Below are 21724 nucleotides of genomic sequence, written 5' to 3'. Positions count from 1 at the left end.
GAATTCCCCTCTAATCAGAAATTTTAAACACACTGATGTTATTTAATAAGGCCATAGAAAGGTCTTTTACATTCTTGCCTTGCCCTGAGGAAAACTCTGAGTGGTTAAACGTCTCGCTTGAAGTCTGAGTTAAGGATTTGGCACTGGCACTAATCTGTTGCGCCGCTAACCTTTGCTCTTCTGTTGCATTAGAGACCTCATTCATGCTCTTTTCAACCGCGACAATTGACTCTCTAATTTGATGCAATAATACCCCTGCCTTAGTGGCTTTATTAACACTTAATTCAACCTGCATAGCGCCATTTTCCATTCCTTCAACAGCAGATTGACTATTGGCTTGCAGTTTTTCCACCACATCGCGGATTTGCTGAGTTGAATCTTGTGTTTTTTGAGCAAGGTTCCTCACTTCATCAGCCACAACGGCAAAGCCTCTGCCCTGTTCTCCTGCCCTAGCGGCCTCAATCGCAGCATTAAGTGCTAACAAGTTTGTTTGTTCAGCAATCGCATTAATCACATCCACCACTTCACCTATGCTATTACTACTTTCCTCAACATCTTTGATGCGATGGGATGCGGTACTAAAGGCTTGGGACAAGGTGGCAACCGTTTTTTCAACTTCTTGCACAGCATCATTGCCAGATTCACTGATTTGACTGGCTGCAGAGGTTTCTCCTGAAACGGCACGAGTACTGTTTGCTACTTCCTCAATTGACTCAACCACTTGATCAATTGCCGTGGCAACCTGAGTACTTTCTTGCTCACTTTTCTTCGCATGATGTTGCAATTCATCTCCCACATTGCCGATGGATTCAGCAGAATCAACCAGGTCTTTACTCGAATCTGAAACCTGTTTGATAACATTCACCAAACCATCACGCATAGCGGCAATATCACGCTTTAATAAATGCATCTCATTTTTAGTATTCACTTCTTTATTAAATTTAAATTGATAGGTTAAGTTTCCCTCACCTAATAATTTTAAACCTTTGGTTATTTCATCAAGTGGCAATAATGAACGTGTGATTAACCACCACAGTACCAACATTAAGAATAAGGCGCCTGCGATACACATTAGCTCGATTTTAAAAATTTGTGCATCAACCTCAGCTTGATATTCATCTTCATAGGTTTTAAGCAGAGCCACCCAGTTCCACCCTTTAACCATTTGATATAAGACCTTTGATTCTCTTGGCTCTTCGTCGATACCTTGAGTTGGCACTGAATAATTAAACTGCCCACTTTCACCAACAAAGGCTTGGCTAAAAGTATCAATCATACCCAGTTGTACATCATAAACATTCTGCCCGAATAGCGTTCTATGTATCACCAGGTCACCTTCATACTGACCCGCGGCCATGACATAGATATACCCTGACTTACCAAACGTTAGTTGATTGACGTATTCACCCAGTTTCGCTACGACTTTGGTCAAATCAGTACTGATTTCAACAGCACCCACAACTTGGCCACCTTGTTTAATCGGGGTAAGATTTTGATATAAATTATAGTTTGCATGCTTAACCTGCCCTTCATAGGACAAACCACTTTGTAAGGCACTATAAGCAGGAAAGTCTGAACTGATATCTAAGCCTTGTACTCTTTCACCTTCCTGATTTTTAAGGCTAGTGGCAATGTTTATAAAACGATTATTATGTTTCACATACAGGCTGGCAAAATGCTCTGATTTCATCGTGAAGTCATCTAACAAGGCATGATTTTGATTTAAGATTTGATCATTCAACATAAGTACTGGCGTACTGGCGCCTAAATCACCCTTTTCAATGCTCATTCCTTGTAATTGAGCATGAAGCATTTGAGTCATTATCTTGTTGTTCTTCACCATAGCAAGGTATCTTGCCTCAAGGTTCTGCGATACAAGTTGAACCTGCTTCCTTTGATTCTCAGTCGCGACATTATTCACTTCGTTAGTGAAGAACTGAGAAATCGAAAATATAAGTAAGGACATAAAAACGATCACGGCGATAAGAGTTCCAGCACTCAATTGCCTTGGAAGCGATTGTTTACGTATAAAATCAAACATATCTTTCTCCTATTTATTCCTTGGAAAATGACAAGATCAACCGCAATCTTTATCAGCGAGTGCCAGACACTCCCTAGAGATCAAGCATGCATTGCCATTTTAAATATTGATTAGTGCATAGAAAAATCGAAACATGATTTTAAAATCTGTTATGTAATGATTTCTTGCCTAAATACAGCTTTCCTAGCTTATATTTGTTTTTATATTCATTAGGTTAAGCAATTAACATAGATGATGATTAGCAATTAATATATATCAAATTAGGTATTTCACTTGATCAGGTAAGCTTAATAAATAGAAATGGAGGCGAGGGAAGCTGCGAATAAGTCCTCCCGCCTCAGCGTGTGGATAAAAGCAACTAGATTTATGGCGAGGGGCGCAACTTAATAGTTGCTCTATTGATAAGGTCCTCAACCTAAATATAGGGCTTTTAGACCACGCCCTTTGGGTCTTTGAAGAATACCTAAACGGCATTTCAGAAAAATGTCACTCTACCTTGTCCCTTCTCGAAAGGTACCTACAAAGTTACCTACAATGACTTTCTATTAATAAACGCAAAGTGACGCCTTGTTTGACACTTTTCCCCATATACCTTTAAAGAGCAGACTGAGAAGAGGTGACTTAATCGCAGCTTCCCTAAAAAAACCTTTGTTGAAAATGAATCAGTATCAAAAATGAGCGTGTCTATTTATGGTTTTTTTGTGAGGGTTTTGGCTGTTTTAAGTATCAGATTTAACAGGTATTTATTAAAAAAGGCCATTTTCTCAATAAGAAAATGACCTTTGAAATAGATTAAAAAGAGAGAAGTTAATGATAAATGTAATTTATTTTAATTAAGCACTAAATTTTACTTAGTTTTCAGACCACTCATCTTCGTCATCGCCCCAAGCATCTTCATCACCCCAATCGTCACCCCAATCATCTTCAGTCTCTGGTGGATTGCCGTCATGTACCGCATTTTCTCGGCTTTGCAGGTAAACATCACGAACAAACTCATACTCATCACCTATGATAAGTGACTCAATCGAAAGCAAGGAGGCTCTGGTTTCTACTAAGTCCAAACTATCGACAGCAAGTGCATCATCCCAATGAAGATTAAAGAATTCTTTGGCACCCGGGGTATAAAATCCAACCGGCACATCGGTTGAATCCCTTAATGTAGAGGGTCCAAACAGGGGCAAGACTAAATAAGGCCCAGAACTGATCCCCCAATAGCCTAAAGTTTCACCGAAATCCTCTTCTTGCTTTTTTAGCCCCATCTCAGAGGCCACATCAAAAATACCAAACCAGCCTGCGGTAGAGTTGATAATAAAGCGCCAGCTTGATGAAGCGGTCGCATCTACTTTACCTTGTAACAGGTTATTAAAAATGTTGCCCACTTCGCCAAGGTTGGAGAAAAAATTACTCACACCCTTTTGGATAGGTGTCGGGGTCACATCCTTATAGCCAATCGCAACAGGTTTTAAAATCGCTTTATCTAAGCCTGAATTAAACGCGTACATGGAACGGTTAAACCTTTCCCAAGGATCTTCATCATGTTGAACAAACTCGCTTTCATCCGCTCCAACAGGCGCATCTTGATTAACCGCCTTAGCCGAACAGCCCACTAAACCAGCAAAAATAAAACCAGCAATTAAAGGTTTTAGTACGTACTTCCTTTTCATAAAGAGGTTCCTATACAGTCTATCTCAAGACAATCATTTTCAAGACAATCATTTTCAAGACAATCAATTTCAAGACAGTCAATTTTAAGGCGCTCATTGCTTAGACAATTTTTTTGACTAACTGCCACTGTTTTTGTAATCGTTTCTCAGAAACGGGTTCTAATGTCCCCACATTTTGAGCAAATAAAGAGACTCGATACTCTTCCATTAACCAGCGATATTTTAATAGCTCTGGGTCGTACACATTCTTAGCATCGTGTCCTTGCTTTTGCTTGGCATAACTTTGCCAAAGCTGCTCACAATGGGTCACTAAGGCATTCTCTTTATTTAAGTGGTTTTGGAATCTATCTAAACGCACTTCAATTCCTTTAAAGTAGCGAGGTAGTTGTCCAAGCCAAAATAACGGGGTATCTCCAATAAAACCTGGGTAAATCAAATTCCCTAACTGTTGCTTTAAATCCCCATACACTCGTGTCCAAGGTAATGGGATATTACCTTTCATTTGTTTAGCGACTTTCTGGTATGAAGACAATACCTGATGCAGTTGTAATGCCATCTCATTAGCGAGAGTCACCAATTGGGGCTTATTTTTAAGCAAAGTTTGGTCAAACTCTTCACGGGTTCTTGGTAAGGTTTGTCCATCCACAAACACCTTATCCAGCACCGCATTTAAAAGATCATCTAATAAAAGTTCTTTCTTACCAATAGGCGCGAATATTAATAAAGACTCTCTTAACTTAGGTAAGTTCTTTTCTAAGTATTTCATATCCTTACTTAGGGAGATTCTTAATAGTGCGATTACCCCTTTACGATGGGTTTCTAATGCGGTGGCTTTATCATCAAACATCTTCACCGAAACGGTTTCATCATTACTAACCAAAGCAGGAAAGGCCGTCACCTTAATCCCAGCTTGGCTTAATGTTTGTTGCTCTGGTACATCTTGATCAGGCCAATTTGTTAGACCTTTTTCTTCATGAGCCTTAGTGCCAAACTTGGCAAAGCTCTCATCCACTTGGGCAGCAAACTTAGTTTGTAACTCATCCAGTGCTTTACCTGTGCCAATGATCTTACCTTGATCTGAAATTACTTCGATATTGAGGTTAAGGTAAGCTTCGAGTTTTTCACCCTGCCATTCAGTTAAGGGAATATCTATCAAGGTTTCACGCTTAATTTGAAGACTCAACTGCTCTAATAGATCGCCTTTAGTTGAAGACAAGTTAGGGTAAATACGGTCAACGAATTGAGGAATCGGTACAAAACGACGCCTTAAGGCCTTGGGTAGCGCTCGTAAATAGGCTTCACATTTTTCTTTGATATAGCCAGGTACCGCCCAACTCAACTCGTCCGCAGACAACTGCCGCAAAAGGCCAACTGGAACTTTTAACGTCGCTCCATCCACCGCTTTACCCGGTTCAAATTGATATTCAATCGGTAAGTTCACACCATTCAAACCAAAACTGGTCGGGAAAGCCGTGTTATCGATATCAACTTCTTGCTTGACCAGATCCTTACGGGTAAGAGTCAAAGCCTCTTGGTTAGACTTAAGCCAAAACTCTAAGCTTTTCTGATTGCAAATTTCATCGGGAATTTGTTTTTGATAAAACGCAAAAACCACCTCATCATCCACTAAGATATCGCGCGTTCTTAACTTAGCTTCGTCTTCTTCTATAGTTTTGATTAAATCTTGGTTTTGTTGGAAGAAAGCATGACGTGTTCGCATTTCCCCTTCAACCAAGGCAGAGCGAATAAAGACTTCACGGGCTTCATCAGGATTGACGCGAGAATAATCCACACGGCGTTTTGCCACGAGAATCAAACCATACAAAGACACCTGCTCATAAGCCATGACTCGACCCTGTTTCTTCTCCCAATGAGGATCAAAGTATTGACGCTTAACAAAAGGTTTAGCGTACTCTTCAACCCACAATGGTTCCATCTTGGCGCTCACGCGACCATAGAGTTTGGTGGTTTCCACCATTTCAGCCGACATCACCCATTGAGGCGGCTTCTTAAATAATACAGAGCCTGGGAAGATGTGCATCTTACGAGAGCGACAGGCAACAAACTCTTTGGTTTCATCCAATTTGTTGGCAATTTGAGTGAAGAGACCTGCTAAAAGCGCCCTATGCACTCTTTCATAATCAACACTAGGCTTACTAGAAGCAGGCTCTTCTAGCGCTTCACTTACATTGCTTTTAGCACTCACATGGTTCGCTTTGTGCTTTTGCGACTGAATAGCTTGTTTTTTATTCTCGTTTTCTTGTGGCTTAGATTGAGATTCTTTAAAGCCTAACTGTTTACAAGAAATCAAGATTTGGCGGTGAATATCACGCCACTCTCGCATACGCATATAGTTTAAAAACTGCTTACGACAAAACTGACGTAAATGGTTTTGTGATAAAGCTTGGCGCTGCTCCTCAAACCGATGCCATAGGTTTAACAGCACAACAAAGTCTGAATCTGCATCCTTATCAACAGCGTGGGCTTGATCCGACTGGGTTTTCTTTTCTTGCGGCCTTTCCCTTGGGTCTTGAATTGTCAGGGCACTGACAATAATGGCGATTTCATTTAACACGCCCAGCTTATCGGCTGCGATAATCATACGCCCAAGTTTTGGGTCGATTGGCAATTTAGCCAATTGTCGCCCAATCGGCGTCAATCTTTCTTTATTGATAGCACCCAGTTCATTCAAAGCACGATAACCGTCATTGATCAGACGCTTATCTGGCATTTCGACAAAGGAGAATTTCTCAACCGCACCTAACCTTAAGTTCGCCATTTGCAAAATAACGGAGGCAAGATTAGTTCTAAAAATTTCGGGGTCAGTAAATTCAGCACGTGCTTGGTAATCAGCTTCATCATAAAGACGAATACAAATACCATCTGCCACACGACCACAACGACCCGCTCTTTGATTTGCGCTCGCTTGACTGATCTTTTCAATGGGAAGTTGCTGTACTTTGGAACGCACACTATAGCGACTAATGCGGGCAACACCTGGGTCGATGACATAGCGAATGCCAGGTACAGTCAATGAGGTTTCAGCCACATTGGTCGATAACACAATTCGACGGCCACTGTGAGATTTAAAAATCTTTTGTTGCTCGCTAGATGACAATCGTGCATAAAGTGGCACAACTTCTGTATGTCTTAATTCTTCACGCCTTAAAAGCTCTGCTGTCTCACGAATTTCTCTCTCCCCCGGTAAGAACACCAAGATATCTGAGGCCCCACGAAAACTAGACAGCTTCTCTTCGTGAATAATCGTATGAACCGCATCAACAATCCCCTGCTCCATACTTTGGTCTGCATCCACTTCTTCAGAGTCAGACTTGAGCAATAGAGGTTGATAACGAATTTCTACTGGGAAGGTACGGCCAGACACTTCAAAAACGGGGGCGTCGTTAAAATGCTTAGAGAATCGCGCTACATCTATGGTTGCCGAAGTGACAATAATTTTTAGATCAGGACGAGACGGTAAAATACGCTTAAGATAACCCAATAAGAAATCGATGTTTAAGCTTCTTTCATGGGCTTCATCGATAATGATAGCTTGATACTTTTGCAGAAACTTATCTTGCTGAATTTCCGCCAATAAAATACCGTCTGTCATCAATTTGACTAAGGTTTTATCACTAGACTCGTCATTAAATCGAACTTGAAAGCCGACTTCATCACCTAGCTCAACCCCCAATTCATCACTGATTCTATCTGCCACACTGCGAGCAGCTAATCGCCTTGGCTGAGTGTGTCCAATCATACCTGCCACACCCAAACCTGCTTGTAAGCACATTTTAGGTAGCTGAGTGGTTTTACCAGAGCCAGTTTCACCCGCAACTATCACCACTTGATTCGCTTTAATCGAAGCAATAATGTATTCCGCTTTTGCCGCAACCGGTAAGCTTTGATCGTATTTAATCTCAGGGACTAATTCGCTACGTTCACGTACCTTTTCTTGTGACGCTAAAATCATAGCTTTCACTTCTTCGACCAAGTTAGCATCCAAGCTATTACTTTTTTGCTGGCGCTCAATCAACTGAACTTTACGTTCGATATGATATCTATCCTTGCTCATCACATCTTGCATTTCAAAAACGGACAAATTTACTTCCTAATCAGGTCTGATGTGAAATATGTTTTAAATAAAGGTGTGAGGCAAAAACTGCGTTTTTATTAGGCAATTTCGCAAACATATTACACTAAAATATTTGGTTCTATCTTTATGGCGTGAAATTCTACCATCATTTAGTTTGAACAGGTTATAGTGTGCTCACGGCATAAGTCATAATTATTATTTATTACCTCATTCAAGGAATTCTCATGTCTAATCAAATATTTGAAGACAACTCGTTAACCATTGGTAATACGCCACTTGTTCGCCTTAACCGCATTGGTAAAGGCAATATTTGGGCAAAATTAGAATCTCGTAACCCAGCATTTTCTGTTAAGTGTCGTATTGGCGCAAACATGATTTGGGATGCTGAGAAAAAAGGGTTATTAGGGCCAGGTAAGTCCCTAGTGGAGCCATCAAGTGGTAACACAGGTATTGCACTTTGTTTTGTCGCGGCAGCCCGTGGTTATCCGATCACGATTACTATGCCAGCTAGCATGAGCCTTGAGCGTCGCCAAGTAATGAAAGCAATGGGCGCAACGATTGTACTGACTGAGCCAGCTAAAGGCATGAAAGGCGCGATAGAAAAAGCCGCTGAAATTGCACAAGATGAAAACACCATCTTACTACAACAATTTGATAACCCAGCTAACCCTGAGATTCATGAGAAAACAACCGGGCCTGAAATCTGGAATGACACCAATGGTGACATCGATTTCTTCGTCGCGGGTGTGGGTACAGGCGGTACAATTTCGGGTGTGAGCCGTTACATTAAAAACACAAAAGGTAAGGCCATTACCAGTGTTGCGGTAGAACCAACAGCCTCTCCTGTGATTACTCAAGCCATTGCCGGTGAAGACCTAACCCCATCACCCCATAAGATCCAAGGTATCGGTGCGGGTTTCATCCCTAAAAACCTAGATCTGTCTATGGTTGATCAGGTATCACAAATCAGCAACGAAGAATCTATCGAGATGGCAAAACGCCTAATGCGTGAAGAAGGTATCCTATGTGGTATTTCTTGTGGTGCCGCTGTGGCAGCCGCAGAGAAGATTGCCAACCTTGAAGAAAACGCTAATAAGAAAATCGTTGTCATTCTACCTGACTCAGGCGAGCGTTACTTATCGACTGCTTTGTTTGAAGGTGAATTCAGCGAGAACGAACTGGTTCAATAATCCCGTCGTTAACGAAACTTATTCTTCAATAAAAAGCCGCTAATCGAGAGACTAGCGGCTTTATTTTTGAGATTATTTTTTATTATGGCTTAATCATCTAACAGCTTATGCATGATATAAGCATCCACCAGCCCAAGTTCCTTGTGTTTATAAGCTTTAGGAATCGTCCCAATAATATCGAAGTCCAGTGCTTGCCATAGCTTAATGGCAATCTTATTGGTAGAAACGACAGAGTTAAATTGCATCGCAGTAAAGCCAAGCTCTTTCGCAACCATCTGTGAGTGTTCGCACATTTTGCGTGCAATTCCCTTCCCTCTTGCCGTTTCACTCACCATATAACCGCAGTTACTAATATGGCTGCTCGGACCCATGGCATTCGACTTGATGTAATATGACCCTAAAATAACGCCTTCTTCTTCGAAAACATAGGTTCTAAGTGGAGACTTAAGCCATAGTTGCAAAGCTTCTTCATAGCTCATCTTGCTATCAAAGGCATAGGTTTGCTCTGCCAGAATGATGGCTTTAAATGTTGGCCAAAATCCATAAAAATCTTTCTCTGTCATTGCTCTAATCACTTAAACCTCCTTTAAAAAACGCTGAAAATCATTCATAGGCTTTTATTTTCTTTGAACCAGTCTTCTAAATAGCGAATGCATTTTACCAATTTTGTCGGCACAAAGTGCCTCGCCGGATAAAGCGCATACAGGGTTAGCCTAGGTTTATTTGCCTCGGCTAGCACTTCTACCACCTCACCAGAATCTATCATTTTTTGACAAACAAAATCAGGAATAAAGCCTAGCCCTAAACCCTTTTTAATGGCATCCATCATAAACAAGGTGCTATTAACCTTAAGGTTCCCTTTTACCGCGACACCATCTTCAATTGGCCAAACATCCTTCCCCTGAAAGTAGCTATAAACAAAACAGTTATGCTCACTAAGGTCCTGAGGCAAATTAATGGCTTTATGCTTGGCTAGATACTCTGGTGAGGCACATACCTTATAAGTAAAACGTGTCAGGGGCTTTCCCACATAGTTAGAATCGATCGCTCTACTTGACGCCCTTAAGCCTAAATCAAAGCCTTGCTCGACAAGGTCGACACTCTCATCCCCTAGATGGATATCTAACTCAATGTCTGGGTTTTCATGCATAAAATCAGCAAACAACACAGAAAGGTCAGTAATGCCCAACGCCATAGGTGCGTTGATTTTGAGTTTGCCTCTCACGTTATGTTGCAAGTCACTGACAAAATTATCAGCATCATCTAGCTTCTCAAGAATTTCTATTGCTCTTTGTAGGTAGCCTTCTCCCACATGGGTAAGCTGAAGGTTTCTGGTAGATCTATGTAGCAAGCGTGCGCCTAGATCATCCTCAAGACGCCCTATTTCCTTACTTATCATGGATTTAGATGTATTCGTTTGCTCTGCTACCTTGGTAAAGCTTCCTAAATTAGCCAGCTTTACAAACAGCTTAATGGCTCTGAGTTTGTCCATTTTATGTCTTTCCAAATCAGTTTATCTGAGAACAGCAAACACAAACTGTCACCATATTGAGAACAGTATATGCATATTATCGACATATATGTAAACAAACTATCAACTTAGACTCTCCCTATCGCATACAAATTGGTTCTCATACCAAGCGAGTAAAAATGACATTAAACATGCAAATGAATTAATCAAATCACCTTTGGAGAAATTTATGTCTAAAACGCAAAATAAGCTAAATCAAAGTGCTAACACAAAAACTAATTACACACTTTATTATTCACAGGGTGCCTGCTCAGTCGCGACGCAAGTCGTACTCAATGAATTAGGCCAAGACTACCAGCTCATCAATGTCAGTAGCCTAGAAAATTTCACTGAGATTAACCCTGTGGGTGCTGTGCCAGCCCTAGTAGAAAATGACATAGTTCTAACAGAAGGCGCGGCCATCATACTTCACCTTTTGGATAAACATGCCAACAGCCTATTAGCTGCAGAAGGCCCTGTAAGACAACAAGGCATACAGGATATTCTCTTTGCTAACGCCACTATGCATCCGGCCTACGGCAGGCTCTTTTTCATTAACCAATACATTCAAGATGAGAACGCAAAGCAGGATGCTTTAAATAATGCGGCGACTTTAATCAATAAGCTATGGCAAGTGGTTGAAGGGAAATTAGAAAAAGCATCGGATGACTTCTTAGGGGGTAAGCAAGTTTCTGCAGCAGACATCATGCTAAGCGTGTATTCAGCTTGGGGGCCTTTCTTCCCTGTCGACATCATCATAGGGCCAAAAGCACAGGCCATGTTAGCAAACGTCCAGCAAATGCCGAATTATCAAAAAGTGGTTGAGAAAGAAGCCGCTTTGGCTAATCAAGCCTAATAAGGAGGCAGCTATGAGTCATTCTCTAGAAACAGATTTTGACCTTGTCGTTAGCATTATCAACCAATATTGCGAAGGTCTGTATCTAGGCGACGCTAAGATGCTGGAAGACCTATTCCATCAAGATGCCTGGCTAAAATTACCAGGCAAGCGTCGCTCACTTAACACTTGGTTAGAAGATGTAAGGCAAAGGCAAACACCTAAAGACTTGGGCCAAGCTTATGACTTTAAAATACTGTCAGTTGATCTGGTACAAGATCAAGCCATGGTCAAACTTGAGTGTCCGCTTTTTGATTTTCATTACATAGACTTTATAGGGTTATTAAAAGAAGAAGGCCAATGGCGAATCGTCAATAAGATGTATACGGACATTGCCTCTAATTTAAAAGTGAATGAGTCCCTGTCAAAATCGAATGAGACCCTGTCAAATTCGAATGCGTCACGGCATGGGAGCAGCTCATGAAAAACACTCAAGAGCATCGCTTAAAAATTGAGATGGTGCACGACATGGTTTGTTCCTGGTGCCCTATTGGTTTTCGTAATATTCAAGCGGCCATAAAGGCATTAAACATCGAGGTTGAATTCAGGTTTTTACCTTTCGAGCTTAACCTCAATATGCCAGACGATGGCCAATTGATTAGCGACTACTTTAAACAGCAATTTCGTTGGAGTGATAACAAGTTACAGCAGTATCAAACCGACTTAGTGGCGACCGCTAAAAATGCGGGAGTGTGTATCGACTTTAGTAAACGTCGTTACTATTTCAATACCCATAAAGCCCATAGATTAATGCATTGGGTACAGGGCTTTAATAAGCAAATCGAGTTTAATGAATACCTTATAAAGGCTTATTTTGAACTGGGTTTAGATATCAGCCAAACAGAGGTTCTATTGCAAATAATCATGGATATTGGATTAGATCCAAACTCAGCGCGACTTGCACTTGAGGATCCACAAATAGAGCAAGCCATGATGATGAAAGTCGAGCGCTATATGGCATTTAACATCACAAGCATTCCTACCTTTATTTTGGATGGAAGTTACTTGCTACAAGGTTCTAGCTCTGTCTCAGAACTCATTCATCAGCTTGGTCTCTATCTTAAGAATAAAGCGGCTTAGCTTTAAAACTTAAAGGCTAGCAGCCAGAAGCAAAACCTAAAGCAAATTTATACACTATTTTAAGGAGGCAAAATGCCTTATATCAACGTAAAAATTACAGACGAAAACGTCACCAGAGAACAGAAACAAGCCATTATTAAAGGTTGTACTCAGATAATGGTCGATGTGCTGGATAAGGACCCACAAGTCACTTTTGTTGTGATCGATGAAGTCAAACTGGATGACTGGGGCATCGGCTTTGATCAAGTCTCAAAACTGAGAGAGAACACATTAAAGTCGCCCTTAAAATAACGCCTTAAGTAAGAGCTAAAATAAGGTTTAAAGTCTAAGACATTAGCAAGAGGTAGTAAGCGATCTCTTGCTAATTTGTACTAACTTAAGAGCTTGCTCATATTAATGCCAGTAATGGTATAACCCGCTGCTAGGTATAAATCAGCCGCCCTTTTATTTTGATAGGCAACTCTTAATTTAATTTGACCAATTTCTAATGGTTTTAAAGTGTCTTCTAATGCTTTCAAGGCCAGCTTACCTAAACCGCTTGAGCGATGCTCAGGCAGTACATAAAAGTCAGAGATAAAGCAGCTATTATCTTCTTGATTAATAATACGCCACAAATAGCCAACTAATTGAGCGGGCTCACCTAAATCAATGCAAAGTAACGCCTCATTCTCTTCTGTCACCCCGTCAGGGAAAGAAGCCTCAATAGCGGCCTTTGCCATCTTGATCGCCACAAGATTAGAGTGACCATAATTGTCCATGATCTCTTGCGCATAATCTTGTACAAAATAAGTTTGGTAAGCCTCATACTCGTCTGCCTGCATGGGCCTTAATCTAATCTCCATCTTCTCTCCTCTTGCACTAATTTTAACTCTTCAATCTTTTTCTTTATTCAGGCTTTATATCACCAGATCATTTGTATTTGCTCATCTCAGCTTAACTTAATTTAACTTAGCCGAGCTTAGCTTTTCAAAATAACGGATCACATACTCTTTAAAGGCCTTCAATTTTTTACTTTGATAAGCATCTTGTAGATAAATCAAATTAAAGGCCACACTCGCTGCTTGCCAATCATCAAACAGGTGAAGCAATTTACCTTCTTTAATTTCATCCAAACAATACATAACAGGCACTCGCACTATGCCAAGGCCTGCTTTTGCATTATTGACCATGGCATGGCCATTTTTACAACTAAAAGGCCCTTTTACCTGTATATCTTCGGCTAATGCAGACCCATCAGCCGCTAATTCATGACTAGAAACAAAACGCCAATTTTTGATAGAACCAGTAATACAAGCATGCTCTTTTAACTCTTTAGGATGTATGGGTCTTCCATGATTCTTAAAATATTCTGGGCTTGCAAGGGTCACAATCTCGATATCCATCAGCTTTCTAGCAATCAAGGCGGAATCTTCAAGGCTTCCCATACGAAACACAAAATCAAACTCGCCTGAGATAAGATCAACCCTGCGGCTATCGAAATCTAATTTAATCTCAATATTTGGATACAAACGAGAAAAGCCATTAATCAGGTCCATTATTAGGGTTTCGCCAATGTAGCCGCCAACACAGTTAATATTCAAAGGCCCTGATAACTCGCTTGCACTTTCTAAGGCCTGATTAACCGCCACATGGATTTTATTTAAGCTTTGCTGGCATTGCTGATAAAACGCCTCTCCTTGCTGAGTTAACCTCTGGGCCCGAGTGGTTCTTATTATCAAACTCACCCCAAGTTGCGCCTCTAGCTGATTTAACTGTCGAGATAAGTAAGATCGCGAGCAACCCATTAGCTCAGCCGCTTTAGTGAAACTTCCTTCTCTGGCAATCACCACAAATGCCTGAATATCTGGCAGGCTGATCTCTTTGTTCACTTAAGTATTCCTCATCCTATTTATTAGCGTCACACCTTAATTGCTAATTAAGCCTGTTTTATACCTTCAATTGCGCACTATAAGTTCACAATAAATTAACTGTGAGCGTATTTTTAAACAATAACCAGAAGATTACTATAACCACATCAGCAAATACGCCACTTTTAGGCGATTTATGCTCGTTTAAAATACTAAGTGATAAAGTGAGAGGAATTATGGAAAACGCACAAAAAAAACTGATTGTCATCACAGGAGCAAGTTCTGGTATCGGCGCAGCCATTGCCAAACAACTAAGTGAACAAGGTCACCCGCTGCTTTTACTCGCCCGTCGTGTCGATAAACTAAGAGACTTAAACCTTAAAAATACCTTATGTGAGCCATTAGATGTAACCGATTACGAGGGTTTTCAAACAGCCGTTGCCAAAGCTGAAGCCCTTTATGGCCCAACAGACTGCTTGGTGAATAACGCTGGCGTCATGTTATTAGGCCAAGTGGAAGATCAAGCACCAAACGAGTGGCAACGCATGTTTGATATCAATGTGGTTGGCTTACTAAACGGCATGCAAACCGTATTAGCGCCCATGAAAGCCCGTAATACAGGCACCATTATCAACATTAGCTCAATCGCTGGCCGTAAAACCTTCCCAAGCCATGCGGCTTATTGTGGTACTAAATTCGCGGTTCACGCTATTTCAGAAAATGTGCGTGAAGAAGTGGCTGACTCAAATGTCAGAGTCATCACCATTGCCCCTGGTGCCGTTGAAACTGAGCTTTTATCTCACACAAGTTCAGACGACATTAAAGCAGGTTATGAAAGTTGGAAAGAGGATATGGGTGGTGTGTTAAGCCCAGACGATATCGCCAATTCTGTTAGCTTTGCCTACGCTCAACCCCAAAATGTGTGTATTCGCGAGATAGTTATTGCGGCCACTAAGCAACAGCCCTAAGCGATAAAAACTAGCAGGCTTAAATAAAGAGCAGGTTTAAAAAAGAAAAAAACAAAAGCCGTCATAAATTTTATGACGGCTTTCTTAACGATAAAGCTTTTTAGTAGATAAAGCGTCTTATTAGATAAAGCTAGGCCTGCTTTTTCTGCCAAGCAAACTCTTGAAATGGTGCATCCGTTGGTGTTTCAGCCACATGATTCACATAATTACTCATCACTTTTTGCGACAAGATAAGAATAATTTCAAGTAAGTTCTTTTGCTCAAATCCCGCTGAATAAAAAGCATCTAGGCTTTCAGCATTCACAACACCACGGTCTCTCACAACAGATAATGTCATGTTACGAAGCGCTTCTAGTTTTGCACTAGGTAGCGGTGTTTCATCACGTAATGCATCAATAACATCTGCACCAACCTTCATAGAATGAGCAATCATAGTATGCGCAGGCACACAGTAGTGACACTCATGTTCAACATTAATGGTTTGCCAAACAACGGTTAACTCATCCGCATCAAAACTGGTTTGCTGAGCCAGACCATGCAAAGTTTGATATCCCAAAAGCAACTCTGGAGAACTTGCCATAACAGCGTGCAAGTTAGGCACCATACCGAAGCTTTTTACTGAGTTTTCCAATAGTGGTTTTGAACCTTCTGGTGCACTGTCTAATGTATGTAATTTAAAGTCTGACATCATGTTACCTATCTATTTTAATTTAGTGAATTAAGAGAATTTAAAAGGGGTTTAGCGCTTGTCGCTTTATTAAAATAACTTGAACACTTGTTCAATAAGTAAACCATAACTAGATTTGAACATTTGTTCAAGCTACAATTGAACAAATGTTCAAATTATTTTTATATAGATATTAATGCCATGAAATATGACCGTGCCCTCGCTATCGAAAAAGCCACTCAATTATTTTGGAAGTTAGGCTTTCAAGCCACCAAGATGCGCGACTTACAAGAAGAGTTGGATATGAGGCCGGGCAGCATATATGCCGCCTTTGGTAATAAAGAAGCTTTATTCAAAATCTGTTTGTTAAATTATGCCGAGCAAAGTCGGCTAGCGTTAGATAAGTACGCTGGACTTAACTCAAATCCAATTAAAGCTATCTACGATTTCATCAAAAACATGGCGGTAAAAGCAGAGGAAGGTAAAATAAATAACTGCTTTTTAGTGAAAAGCATTTCTGAACTTGATGGCAATAACGCACATTTAAGGCAATATGCTCAAGATGGCCTTAAAGACGTTGAATCAGGGTTTGAAGCTTTGTTTTTAGAGGCTCAAGAAAAAGGGTTAATTAAACAAGAATCCAATCCAGCTCGCCTTGCCAAATGGATGCAAATTCAAGTCATGGGATTACGCAGTTATGGCAACAGCCAAGATAATGCTAGCGACGTGGTTATCATGTTAGACGAGATATTTAATAGCTTAAAGCAAGCCCACTAGCCTGCTCTAAGCGTATAAATTTATTGAACGTAGGCCTTAGTGCCCCACAATGGAACAGTCGACAAGCTGTGTTTAAAGCTGCCTTCTGTTTCTTTGGTGGTGTATGAGAGGTACAAGAGAGTCTGGTTTTCCGCATCATAAATACGGCGTACCTTCATAGTTTTAAAGAAGATACTTTTTGATTGTCTAAAGACAACTTCACCGGATTTTGATTGATCTAAACTGGCTATCATCTCTGGCGTGATTTCACCGGTTTGACGACAAGAAATCGAAGAGTCACTTGGGTCAGACAAACTTAAGTTCGCTTCGATCGAAGCAACATGGCAGGTAACGCCAGCAACTTTATCATCCTTCATAGATGACACCTTAATATCTTTTAAGGTAAACAAACCTAGGGAAATATCCCCGACTTCATTATCAGAACAACCCACCAAGGCTGCGGACATCCCGATCGCTAATAATAACTTTTTCATTGTATGGCCTTTGTGTTTAAAACAATTGTACGATTTATTCAGCTTTATTTATAAGCGCGCTTTAAGCTTCTAATGCAAACCCAGTTTCAAGGGCTTTTACCCAATCATCTCGGTTTCTTAATTTTGCCAATTGTACCGCACTGGCAATGTCATAAGAGACTTTTTCGTGGGATAGCTTATAAATGTTTTTGTTCTTACCTAACTCTAATAAGGTGTAACTCGCTTCAGGAGAGCCTGTTTCCATCGCATGAGGTGCAGGTAAATCATCAGAGTAAGCCTGCAAACCCACACTGCCAGGATTAATAATACGCTGGCTCATGGTATTGGTATTTTTTAGAAAAGCGCCTTCATGTTCAGAGGTATCATTTGCATCTTGGCCTTTTAAAAGAAAATTCCTTGGGGTATGAGTATGGCCACAGAGAATAATTTTACTCTTATTACCTGCTAACAAGGCTTCGACTTCGTCATTCTCTCGCAAAATAGGCTTGCCTGAACTGACATCTTCCAGCAAGTAGATAAGGTCATTATCAGGCGTGCCATGACACAAATAGAGGTAATCAGTTAGCTGGCGATCAAAAGGTAAAGCACGCATCCAATCCATCACATCCGACGTTAAATCCTCATGAATAAACGCCATGGTCGGGTTTGATTCCAGCTCAGCCTCATCCGCCTCATAAATTTGCCTATCTTGATTACCTCGAATAGTCACCACACTGAATTCATCTTCTAACGCACGCAGTCTTTCATAAGTAGCTTGAGGTGCAATCGGGCCATATAAGATGTCACCAAGGTTCACCACCATATCCACCGACTTACGTTTAAAGTGAGCGATAACGGCTTCTAAGGCAAAGATATTAGAATGTATATCCGAAAGTATGGCTATTTTCACAGGAAGGCTCTCAATCAATTAGATCTCAAAAAATGAATAATAAAGATTGATTCTACAAGGAAAAATGTCGAACTCAACCCATGGAATCTAGGATTCTTTAACTCGCTTTTCACTCTTCGAAATCCAGGCATAAAAAAAGCAGCACAATTCAATTATGCTGCTTTTTCATTAAAACTGACGGGCTTGAGTAAAGCTGATTAAGCCTTTTTCACAAACTTAGCGGTCACCATCATGTCACCCGCGCCATCTACCTTGCAATCTAGCTCATGATCTTTTTTATCTAAAACACGCTTAACCACTGCTTTGGTGCCGATTTTCATAATCATAGAGCTACTTTTCACTTTCAAGTCTTTGGCAAGTGTCACCTTATCACCGTCTTGTAAAGGCGTACCATTTGCATCTTTAACCGTGAATGCATCTTCTTCTGCTTCTGCTGTCGGGTTCCACTCATATGCACATTCGGGGCAAATCAATAATTCTTGATCTTGATAAACATATTCAGATTGGCATTTAGGGCAAGGAGGAAGTGACATAGTATAAAATCTTCTTTTCAAAAATGGGTTAACAACAATTCTGGCGAGCATGATAATGGCTCGCGCCAATCTAAGCGAGCCTTAATCTTGGTTTTTTCTGAGTAAGATGACAAAAGTCGACTATCTCGAATCCATCTTAAAACTATTTTTACAGCACTTTTAAACACTGCCTTCAGATTCGATGACCAAAATCCGCGTTTCCCCTACAGGATGTGCAACATGCTCTGTCCCTATCGAGGCAAAAAAGATATCACCCACCTCCAATAACACAGATTGCTCCACACCCTCTTCTTTATAAAACATGGTGACTTGGCCATCTAACACCACAAACACCTCCTCCCCATCATTGATATGCCACTTATAAGGCTGATCTGTCCAATGCAAACGTGTCGTAATGCCATTCATGTTAGCAATGTCTTTTGCTCCCCAAGCACGCTCTGCCTTAAAGGATTTAGCACGAGTGATTTCCATATAGTTCCTCATATTGATTCGATTTGGTTAGCAATAAATCACACTGACTTTCAGCAATAGAATCATTGCATATTTGTTTTTGGTCGAAGAGTCGTTATTAGGCCAGCAAGCGGGTTAAAAAGGACTTAATGGAACGAGGTTCAATTGGGGTGGGTGTCTCCTTAACGCTAACCTGCGCGAAGTAAGAGCGTCCGGCACCGAAGACGCAAAGTTAATTGCCTTGTTAGCTTTAATTATTCGCACTGTTTACATCCTGTTGAATACGTTGCTCAATTGATTTTGAAATTATTATAGCTATGACTACTGTGTGCTTGAAGTAGTCCTCAGTAATAACCCTTTCGTCACCTATAACGTAATCGGTATTTTTATTTAGCTTCAAATATATATCATTAACCAATCCATTATTATGAAGAATCAAATTACGCGTGCTAAATATCTCAACAATTGTTTGCTCTTTTTCTTCGAGCTCTGGGAACACTAATGAGAACTCTCTCTTTAAGTGTTTTAGTTTGTTCTTAAATGATGAACGTGAAAATTCAAGGAGATCTTTGTCTTTTTTCTTCACATCTTTAGTCGATTTTTTCCACAAATAGGTGGAGCTAGCCACGTTATTAAGGAATACATCCGTTCTTGCAATTAAGTTAATAAAGCAATACTTGAGCACTTCAACATTGTAAGTAGAAACTGAGTTATTTAAGTTTTTGAATATCTGCATTCCTTCTACTTCAGTCTCATTCCTTTCTTGGGAACAAAACTCCTGCTCAACTTCTGGGAATTTGTGCTGAAAAAAGCTGTAAGAAACCCGAGTCCCCGTCAAGAAGTCATCTAACTTCAAAACATCCGTTTTAAAGTCGTCAATGTTTTTTTGTATGTTTTCTAAGACTTCCATAAAACTCCTTCGGAAAGCTAACGCCCGCAAGTACAGGCGAGCGAAGAATGAGCGAGTTCAGCACAGCTTGCTGTGCGATTGTGCCTTGCCTTGCTTTGTTATGCATTAAATTTCGTAGCCTCGAACTTCAATACCATTTTCTATATCGAATACTGGATATTGCCCAAGCAAAATATATTAAGACAGGCATTCTAAAAGAGATCAAACATAACATCAGCTGAATAACATTCACTTCGTACCTTTTAGGTCTTTTATTACTAAGAGATAAGAAAATACTCTTAATCGAAGGCTAATTTCTGAGGGTTAGTTGAAGAATCTCATATTGAAGGTATTAGTAACCCTCGCGTTAACGATATTGAATCTTTTACAGTTGAACGGGGCTTAATAAGCTAAAAACTAAGTAAGAAGTCGTTTACACGCTGCTAAGCCTGTTCGTCGTTGCAGTTCAGTATGCTCACAATACTCTGCAAGCAGTAATTCTGAGCCAACCGCTGATTTAAAGTGCTTTTCGAACCCTGTCGAGACTTCTAGCCATTGCTCTGATGTGAGGTTAATTCGCTGTAGAATGGGTGCTAGACTCATATCAATATTACCCAGCTTGTCTTCCCTTAATACTCTGCCCGTGAGGTCAATTAACTCAAGGTAATCAGTGAGTTTGAAAGGCAAGCCTTCTGGCTGATCTTCTCTCTCATAACCGATAAATGGGAATAAGGTTTTAGGTTGAGTCTGGTTCGCTTTTGCCACTTCGATGCGAGTTTTGATGCTTGTATGTTTTGAGTTCTCTGGTGTCTTTTCCATCTTGGCTCTTACTGGATTCAAGTCGACGTATGCCATACAAGCTACAAGAGCAGACTCGTCTAACAATGCCTGAGACTTAAACCTGCCCTCCCAGAAATGACCCGTACATTTATCCTCATTGTTTGCCATTCGTGCAATAGGCTCGTTGAGTTCTTTCATAAACCAACTTATGTCACAAAGGCGTTTACGGTACTTTTCACAGCTTTCATACACAGAAGCAAGTTCAAACTCTTCTAATGTTTTATTTTCTAAATACTTTTGCGTGAACTGGGTGCCTTTATGCAGGCGATGCCAACGTTCAAGCACTTGTTTCACATCCCAATTTAGCGCTTCATTTTCATTCACATGAAGAACTAAATGAGTGTGATTGCTCATGACTGCATAGGCACAAATATCGATGGCAAAAATAGCTGCTGAAGACAGCATCTTGTCTTCAATCCATTCTCGTCTGTGCTCGTAACTTTGGCCTGTTAGCTCATCCTGGCCACACAGAAAGGCTCTCCTGACGCACCGAGATACACAGTGATAATAAGTAGTGTCTTGAAGACTTATAAGGGATTTACGTGGTTTAGGCATATTAGATTCCTCATCCTTGAGTGAATCTAATAAAACTAGATGGAGATTAAAAGAAGGTCAAATTGGCATGCCTGTCCCGTTAGTATAGTTGCATGCCTGTCCCGTTAGTATAGTTAGTAGTTGGTAGTTGGAATCGCCCTGTACACTTATCTTCATTATTTGCCATTCCTGCAATAGGTTCATTGAGTTCTCGCATAAACCAGCTGATGTCACAAAGGCGTTCACGGTATTTTTCACAGCTCTTATACACAGATGCAAGCTCGCAAATCCCTTTCAATTAAAGCAGCCATTGCTTTGTTTTCTAAGTATTTTTCTGTGATCTGCGTCACTTTATGCTGCAAATACCAACGTTCTAATACT

Annotated in this window: 22 protein-coding genes; 7 read left to right on the top strand and 15 right to left on the bottom strand. The window is 40.5% G+C overall.

The annotated features are described in order from the left end of the window. Positions 1-10 precede the first annotated feature (10 nt). From MED121_RS22215 to hrpA, 3 genes are all read right to left on the bottom strand, one after another. A complete protein-coding gene (locus MED121_RS22215) occupies positions 11-2041 on the bottom strand; it encodes a methyl-accepting chemotaxis protein (protein WP_009835937.1) in 2031 nt (676 codons plus the stop codon). Between the two features lie 851 nt (positions 2042-2892). Beyond that, positions 2893-3705 (bottom strand): VacJ family lipoprotein, encoded by an 813-nt coding sequence (locus MED121_RS22210; RefSeq protein ID WP_009835936.1) that lies wholly within the window; start codon positions 3703-3705, stop codon positions 2893-2895. Positions 3706-3805: 100 nt separating this feature from the next. Next, on the bottom strand, positions 3806-7792 hold the full coding sequence (gene hrpA, locus MED121_RS22205) for an ATP-dependent RNA helicase HrpA (RefSeq protein ID WP_009835935.1): 3987 nt from the start codon (positions 7790-7792) through the stop codon (positions 3806-3808). A gap of 233 nt (positions 7793-8025) precedes the next feature. Between hrpA and cysK the strand changes: the two genes are divergently transcribed. Next, positions 8026-8991 carry a cysteine synthase A gene (cysK, locus tag MED121_RS22200; protein WP_009835934.1) on the top strand — a complete coding sequence of 322 codons (966 nt, stop codon included), beginning with the start codon at positions 8026-8028 and terminating at the stop codon, positions 8989-8991. Between the two features lie 89 nt (positions 8992-9080). Here cysK and MED121_RS22195 read toward each other — a convergent pair whose 3' ends face one another. Both MED121_RS22195 and MED121_RS22190 read right to left on the bottom strand, forming a co-directional pair. After that, entirely contained in the window at positions 9081-9566 is a 486-nt protein-coding gene (locus MED121_RS22195) for a GNAT family N-acetyltransferase (RefSeq protein WP_036181547.1), read from the bottom strand. 32 nt (positions 9567-9598) lie between these two features. Beyond that, on the bottom strand, positions 9599-10483 hold the full coding sequence (locus MED121_RS22190) for a LysR family transcriptional regulator (RefSeq protein ID WP_009835932.1): 885 nt from the start codon (positions 10481-10483) through the stop codon (positions 9599-9601). A gap of 208 nt (positions 10484-10691) precedes the next feature. Here MED121_RS22190 and MED121_RS22185 point away from each other — a divergent pair, with 208 nt between their 5' ends. The 4 genes from MED121_RS22185 to MED121_RS22170 all read left to right on the top strand — a co-directional run bounded on the left by MED121_RS22185 (position 10692) and on the right by MED121_RS22170 (position 12767). Continuing rightward, a complete protein-coding gene (locus MED121_RS22185; protein WP_009835931.1) occupies positions 10692-11357 on the top strand; it encodes a glutathione S-transferase family protein in 666 nt (221 codons plus the stop codon). 13 nt (positions 11358-11370) lie between these two features. Next, positions 11371-11820 (top strand): nuclear transport factor 2 family protein, encoded by a 450-nt coding sequence (locus MED121_RS22180; protein WP_009835930.1) that lies wholly within the window; start codon positions 11371-11373, stop codon positions 11818-11820. Continuing rightward, complete coding sequence (locus MED121_RS22175) at positions 11817-12476, top strand: DsbA family oxidoreductase (RefSeq protein WP_009835929.1); 660 nt, start codon at positions 11817-11819, stop codon at positions 12474-12476. The genes MED121_RS22180 and MED121_RS22175 overlap by 4 nt, the downstream gene beginning before the upstream one ends. A 72-nt stretch (positions 12477-12548) precedes the next feature. Beyond that, positions 12549-12767: a 4-oxalocrotonate tautomerase family protein gene (locus MED121_RS22170; RefSeq protein ID WP_009835928.1), complete on the top strand. Its 219-nt coding sequence runs from the start codon at positions 12549-12551 to the stop codon at positions 12765-12767. 80 nt (positions 12768-12847) lie between these two features. Here MED121_RS22170 and MED121_RS22165 read toward each other — a convergent pair whose 3' ends face one another. After that, positions 12848-13318 carry a GNAT family N-acetyltransferase gene (locus tag MED121_RS22165; protein WP_009835927.1) on the bottom strand — a complete coding sequence of 157 codons (471 nt, stop codon included), beginning with the start codon at positions 13316-13318 and terminating at the stop codon, positions 12848-12850. A 96-nt stretch (positions 13319-13414) separates the two neighbouring features. After that, positions 13415-14344, bottom strand: a complete 930-nt coding sequence (locus MED121_RS22160) for a LysR family transcriptional regulator (protein ID WP_009835926.1) — start codon at positions 14342-14344, stop codon at positions 13415-13417. A gap of 215 nt (positions 14345-14559) precedes the next feature. Between MED121_RS22160 and MED121_RS22155 the strand changes: the two genes are divergently transcribed. Next, positions 14560-15291 (top strand): SDR family oxidoreductase, encoded by a 732-nt coding sequence (locus MED121_RS22155; protein ID WP_009835925.1) that lies wholly within the window; start codon positions 14560-14562, stop codon positions 15289-15291. Between the two features lie 130 nt (positions 15292-15421). On the opposite strand, the gene MED121_RS22150 is transcribed toward MED121_RS22155, so the two are convergent. Next, positions 15422-15979, bottom strand: a complete 558-nt coding sequence (locus MED121_RS22150) for a carboxymuconolactone decarboxylase family protein (protein WP_036181545.1) — start codon at positions 15977-15979, stop codon at positions 15422-15424. Between the two features lie 180 nt (positions 15980-16159). On the opposite strand from MED121_RS22150, the gene MED121_RS22145 reads away from it, so the two are divergent. Further along, positions 16160-16735 carry a TetR/AcrR family transcriptional regulator gene (locus tag MED121_RS22145; protein ID WP_009835922.1) on the top strand — a complete coding sequence of 192 codons (576 nt, stop codon included), beginning with the start codon at positions 16160-16162 and terminating at the stop codon, positions 16733-16735. Between the two features lie 20 nt (positions 16736-16755). On the opposite strand, the gene MED121_RS22140 is transcribed toward MED121_RS22145, so the two are convergent. The 7 genes from MED121_RS22140 to MED121_RS24680 all read right to left on the bottom strand — a co-directional run bounded on the left by MED121_RS22140 (position 16756) and on the right by MED121_RS24680 (position 21641). After that, entirely contained in the window at positions 16756-17208 is a 453-nt protein-coding gene (locus MED121_RS22140; protein WP_009835921.1) for a CreA family protein, read from the bottom strand. A gap of 61 nt (positions 17209-17269) precedes the next feature. Next, complete coding sequence (locus MED121_RS22135) at positions 17270-18097, bottom strand: metallophosphoesterase family protein (protein ID WP_036181652.1); 828 nt, start codon at positions 18095-18097, stop codon at positions 17270-17272. A gap of 197 nt (positions 18098-18294) precedes the next feature. After that, positions 18295-18630, bottom strand: a complete 336-nt coding sequence (locus MED121_RS22130; RefSeq protein WP_036181649.1) for a zinc ribbon domain-containing protein YjdM — start codon at positions 18628-18630, stop codon at positions 18295-18297. A gap of 159 nt (positions 18631-18789) precedes the next feature. Beyond that, positions 18790-19101, bottom strand: a complete 312-nt coding sequence (locus tag MED121_RS22125; protein ID WP_009835918.1) for a cupin — start codon at positions 19099-19101, stop codon at positions 18790-18792. Between the two features lie 229 nt (positions 19102-19330). Then, complete coding sequence (locus tag MED121_RS22120; protein WP_009835917.1) at positions 19331-19990, bottom strand: hypothetical protein; 660 nt, start codon at positions 19988-19990, stop codon at positions 19331-19333. Between the two features lie 396 nt (positions 19991-20386). Then, the gene (locus tag MED121_RS22115) at positions 20387-21364 is read right to left on the bottom strand and encodes a transposase (RefSeq protein WP_036181542.1); all 978 of its coding nucleotides are present in this window, start codon (positions 21362-21364) and stop codon (positions 20387-20389) included. Positions 21365-21443: 79 nt separating this feature from the next. Then, complete coding sequence (locus MED121_RS24680; protein WP_242603244.1) at positions 21444-21641, bottom strand: hypothetical protein; 198 nt, start codon at positions 21639-21641, stop codon at positions 21444-21446. Positions 21642-21724 lie beyond the last annotated feature (83 nt).

Source organism: Marinomonas sp. MED121 (assembly GCF_000153025.1).
In the GTDB taxonomy this organism is placed as follows: domain Bacteria; phylum Pseudomonadota; class Gammaproteobacteria; order Pseudomonadales; family Marinomonadaceae; genus Marinomonas.
Note: the sequence above shows the minus strand (reverse complement) of the source record. Positions and strands in the feature narration are given on the sequence as shown.

Excerpts from the sequence above, each read along its gene's own strand:
- MED121_RS22215 (WP_009835937.1), bottom strand. The coding sequence starts at position 2,041 with ATGTTTGATTTTATACGTAAACAATCGCTTCCAAGGCAATTGAGTGCT.
- MED121_RS22210 (WP_009835936.1), bottom strand. The coding sequence starts at position 3,705 with ATGAAAAGGAAGTACGTACTAAAACCTTTAATTGCTGGTTTTATTTTT.
- hrpA (WP_009835935.1), bottom strand. The coding sequence starts at position 7,792 with ATGCAAGATGTGATGAGCAAGGATAGATATCATATCGAACGTAAAGTT.
- cysK (WP_009835934.1), top strand. The coding sequence starts at position 8,026 with ATGTCTAATCAAATATTTGAAGACAACTCGTTAACCATTGGTAATACG.
- MED121_RS22190 (WP_009835932.1), bottom strand. The coding sequence starts at position 10,483 with ATGGACAAACTCAGAGCCATTAAGCTGTTTGTAAAGCTGGCTAATTTA.
- MED121_RS22185 (WP_009835931.1), top strand. The coding sequence starts at position 10,692 with ATGTCTAAAACGCAAAATAAGCTAAATCAAAGTGCTAACACAAAAACT.
- MED121_RS22180 (WP_009835930.1), top strand. The coding sequence starts at position 11,371 with ATGAGTCATTCTCTAGAAACAGATTTTGACCTTGTCGTTAGCATTATC.
- MED121_RS22175 (WP_009835929.1), top strand. The coding sequence starts at position 11,817 with ATGAAAAACACTCAAGAGCATCGCTTAAAAATTGAGATGGTGCACGAC.
- MED121_RS22170 (WP_009835928.1), top strand. The coding sequence starts at position 12,549 with ATGCCTTATATCAACGTAAAAATTACAGACGAAAACGTCACCAGAGAA.
- MED121_RS22165 (WP_009835927.1), bottom strand. The coding sequence starts at position 13,318 with ATGGAGATTAGATTAAGGCCCATGCAGGCAGACGAGTATGAGGCTTAC.
- MED121_RS22155 (WP_009835925.1), top strand. The coding sequence starts at position 14,560 with ATGGAAAACGCACAAAAAAAACTGATTGTCATCACAGGAGCAAGTTCT.
- MED121_RS22150 (WP_036181545.1), bottom strand. The coding sequence starts at position 15,979 with ATGTCAGACTTTAAATTACATACATTAGACAGTGCACCAGAAGGTTCA.
- MED121_RS22145 (WP_009835922.1), top strand. The coding sequence starts at position 16,160 with ATGAAATATGACCGTGCCCTCGCTATCGAAAAAGCCACTCAATTATTT.
- MED121_RS22140 (WP_009835921.1), bottom strand. The coding sequence starts at position 17,208 with ATGAAAAAGTTATTATTAGCGATCGGGATGTCCGCAGCCTTGGTGGGT.
- MED121_RS22130 (WP_036181649.1), bottom strand. The coding sequence starts at position 18,630 with ATGTCACTTCCTCCTTGCCCTAAATGCCAATCTGAATATGTTTATCAA.
- MED121_RS22125 (WP_009835918.1), bottom strand. The coding sequence starts at position 19,101 with ATGGAAATCACTCGTGCTAAATCCTTTAAGGCAGAGCGTGCTTGGGGA.
- MED121_RS22120 (WP_009835917.1), bottom strand. The coding sequence starts at position 19,990 with ATGGAAGTCTTAGAAAACATACAAAAAAACATTGACGACTTTAAAACG.
- MED121_RS22115 (WP_036181542.1), bottom strand. The coding sequence starts at position 21,364 with ATGCCTAAACCACGTAAATCCCTTATAAGTCTTCAAGACACTACTTAT.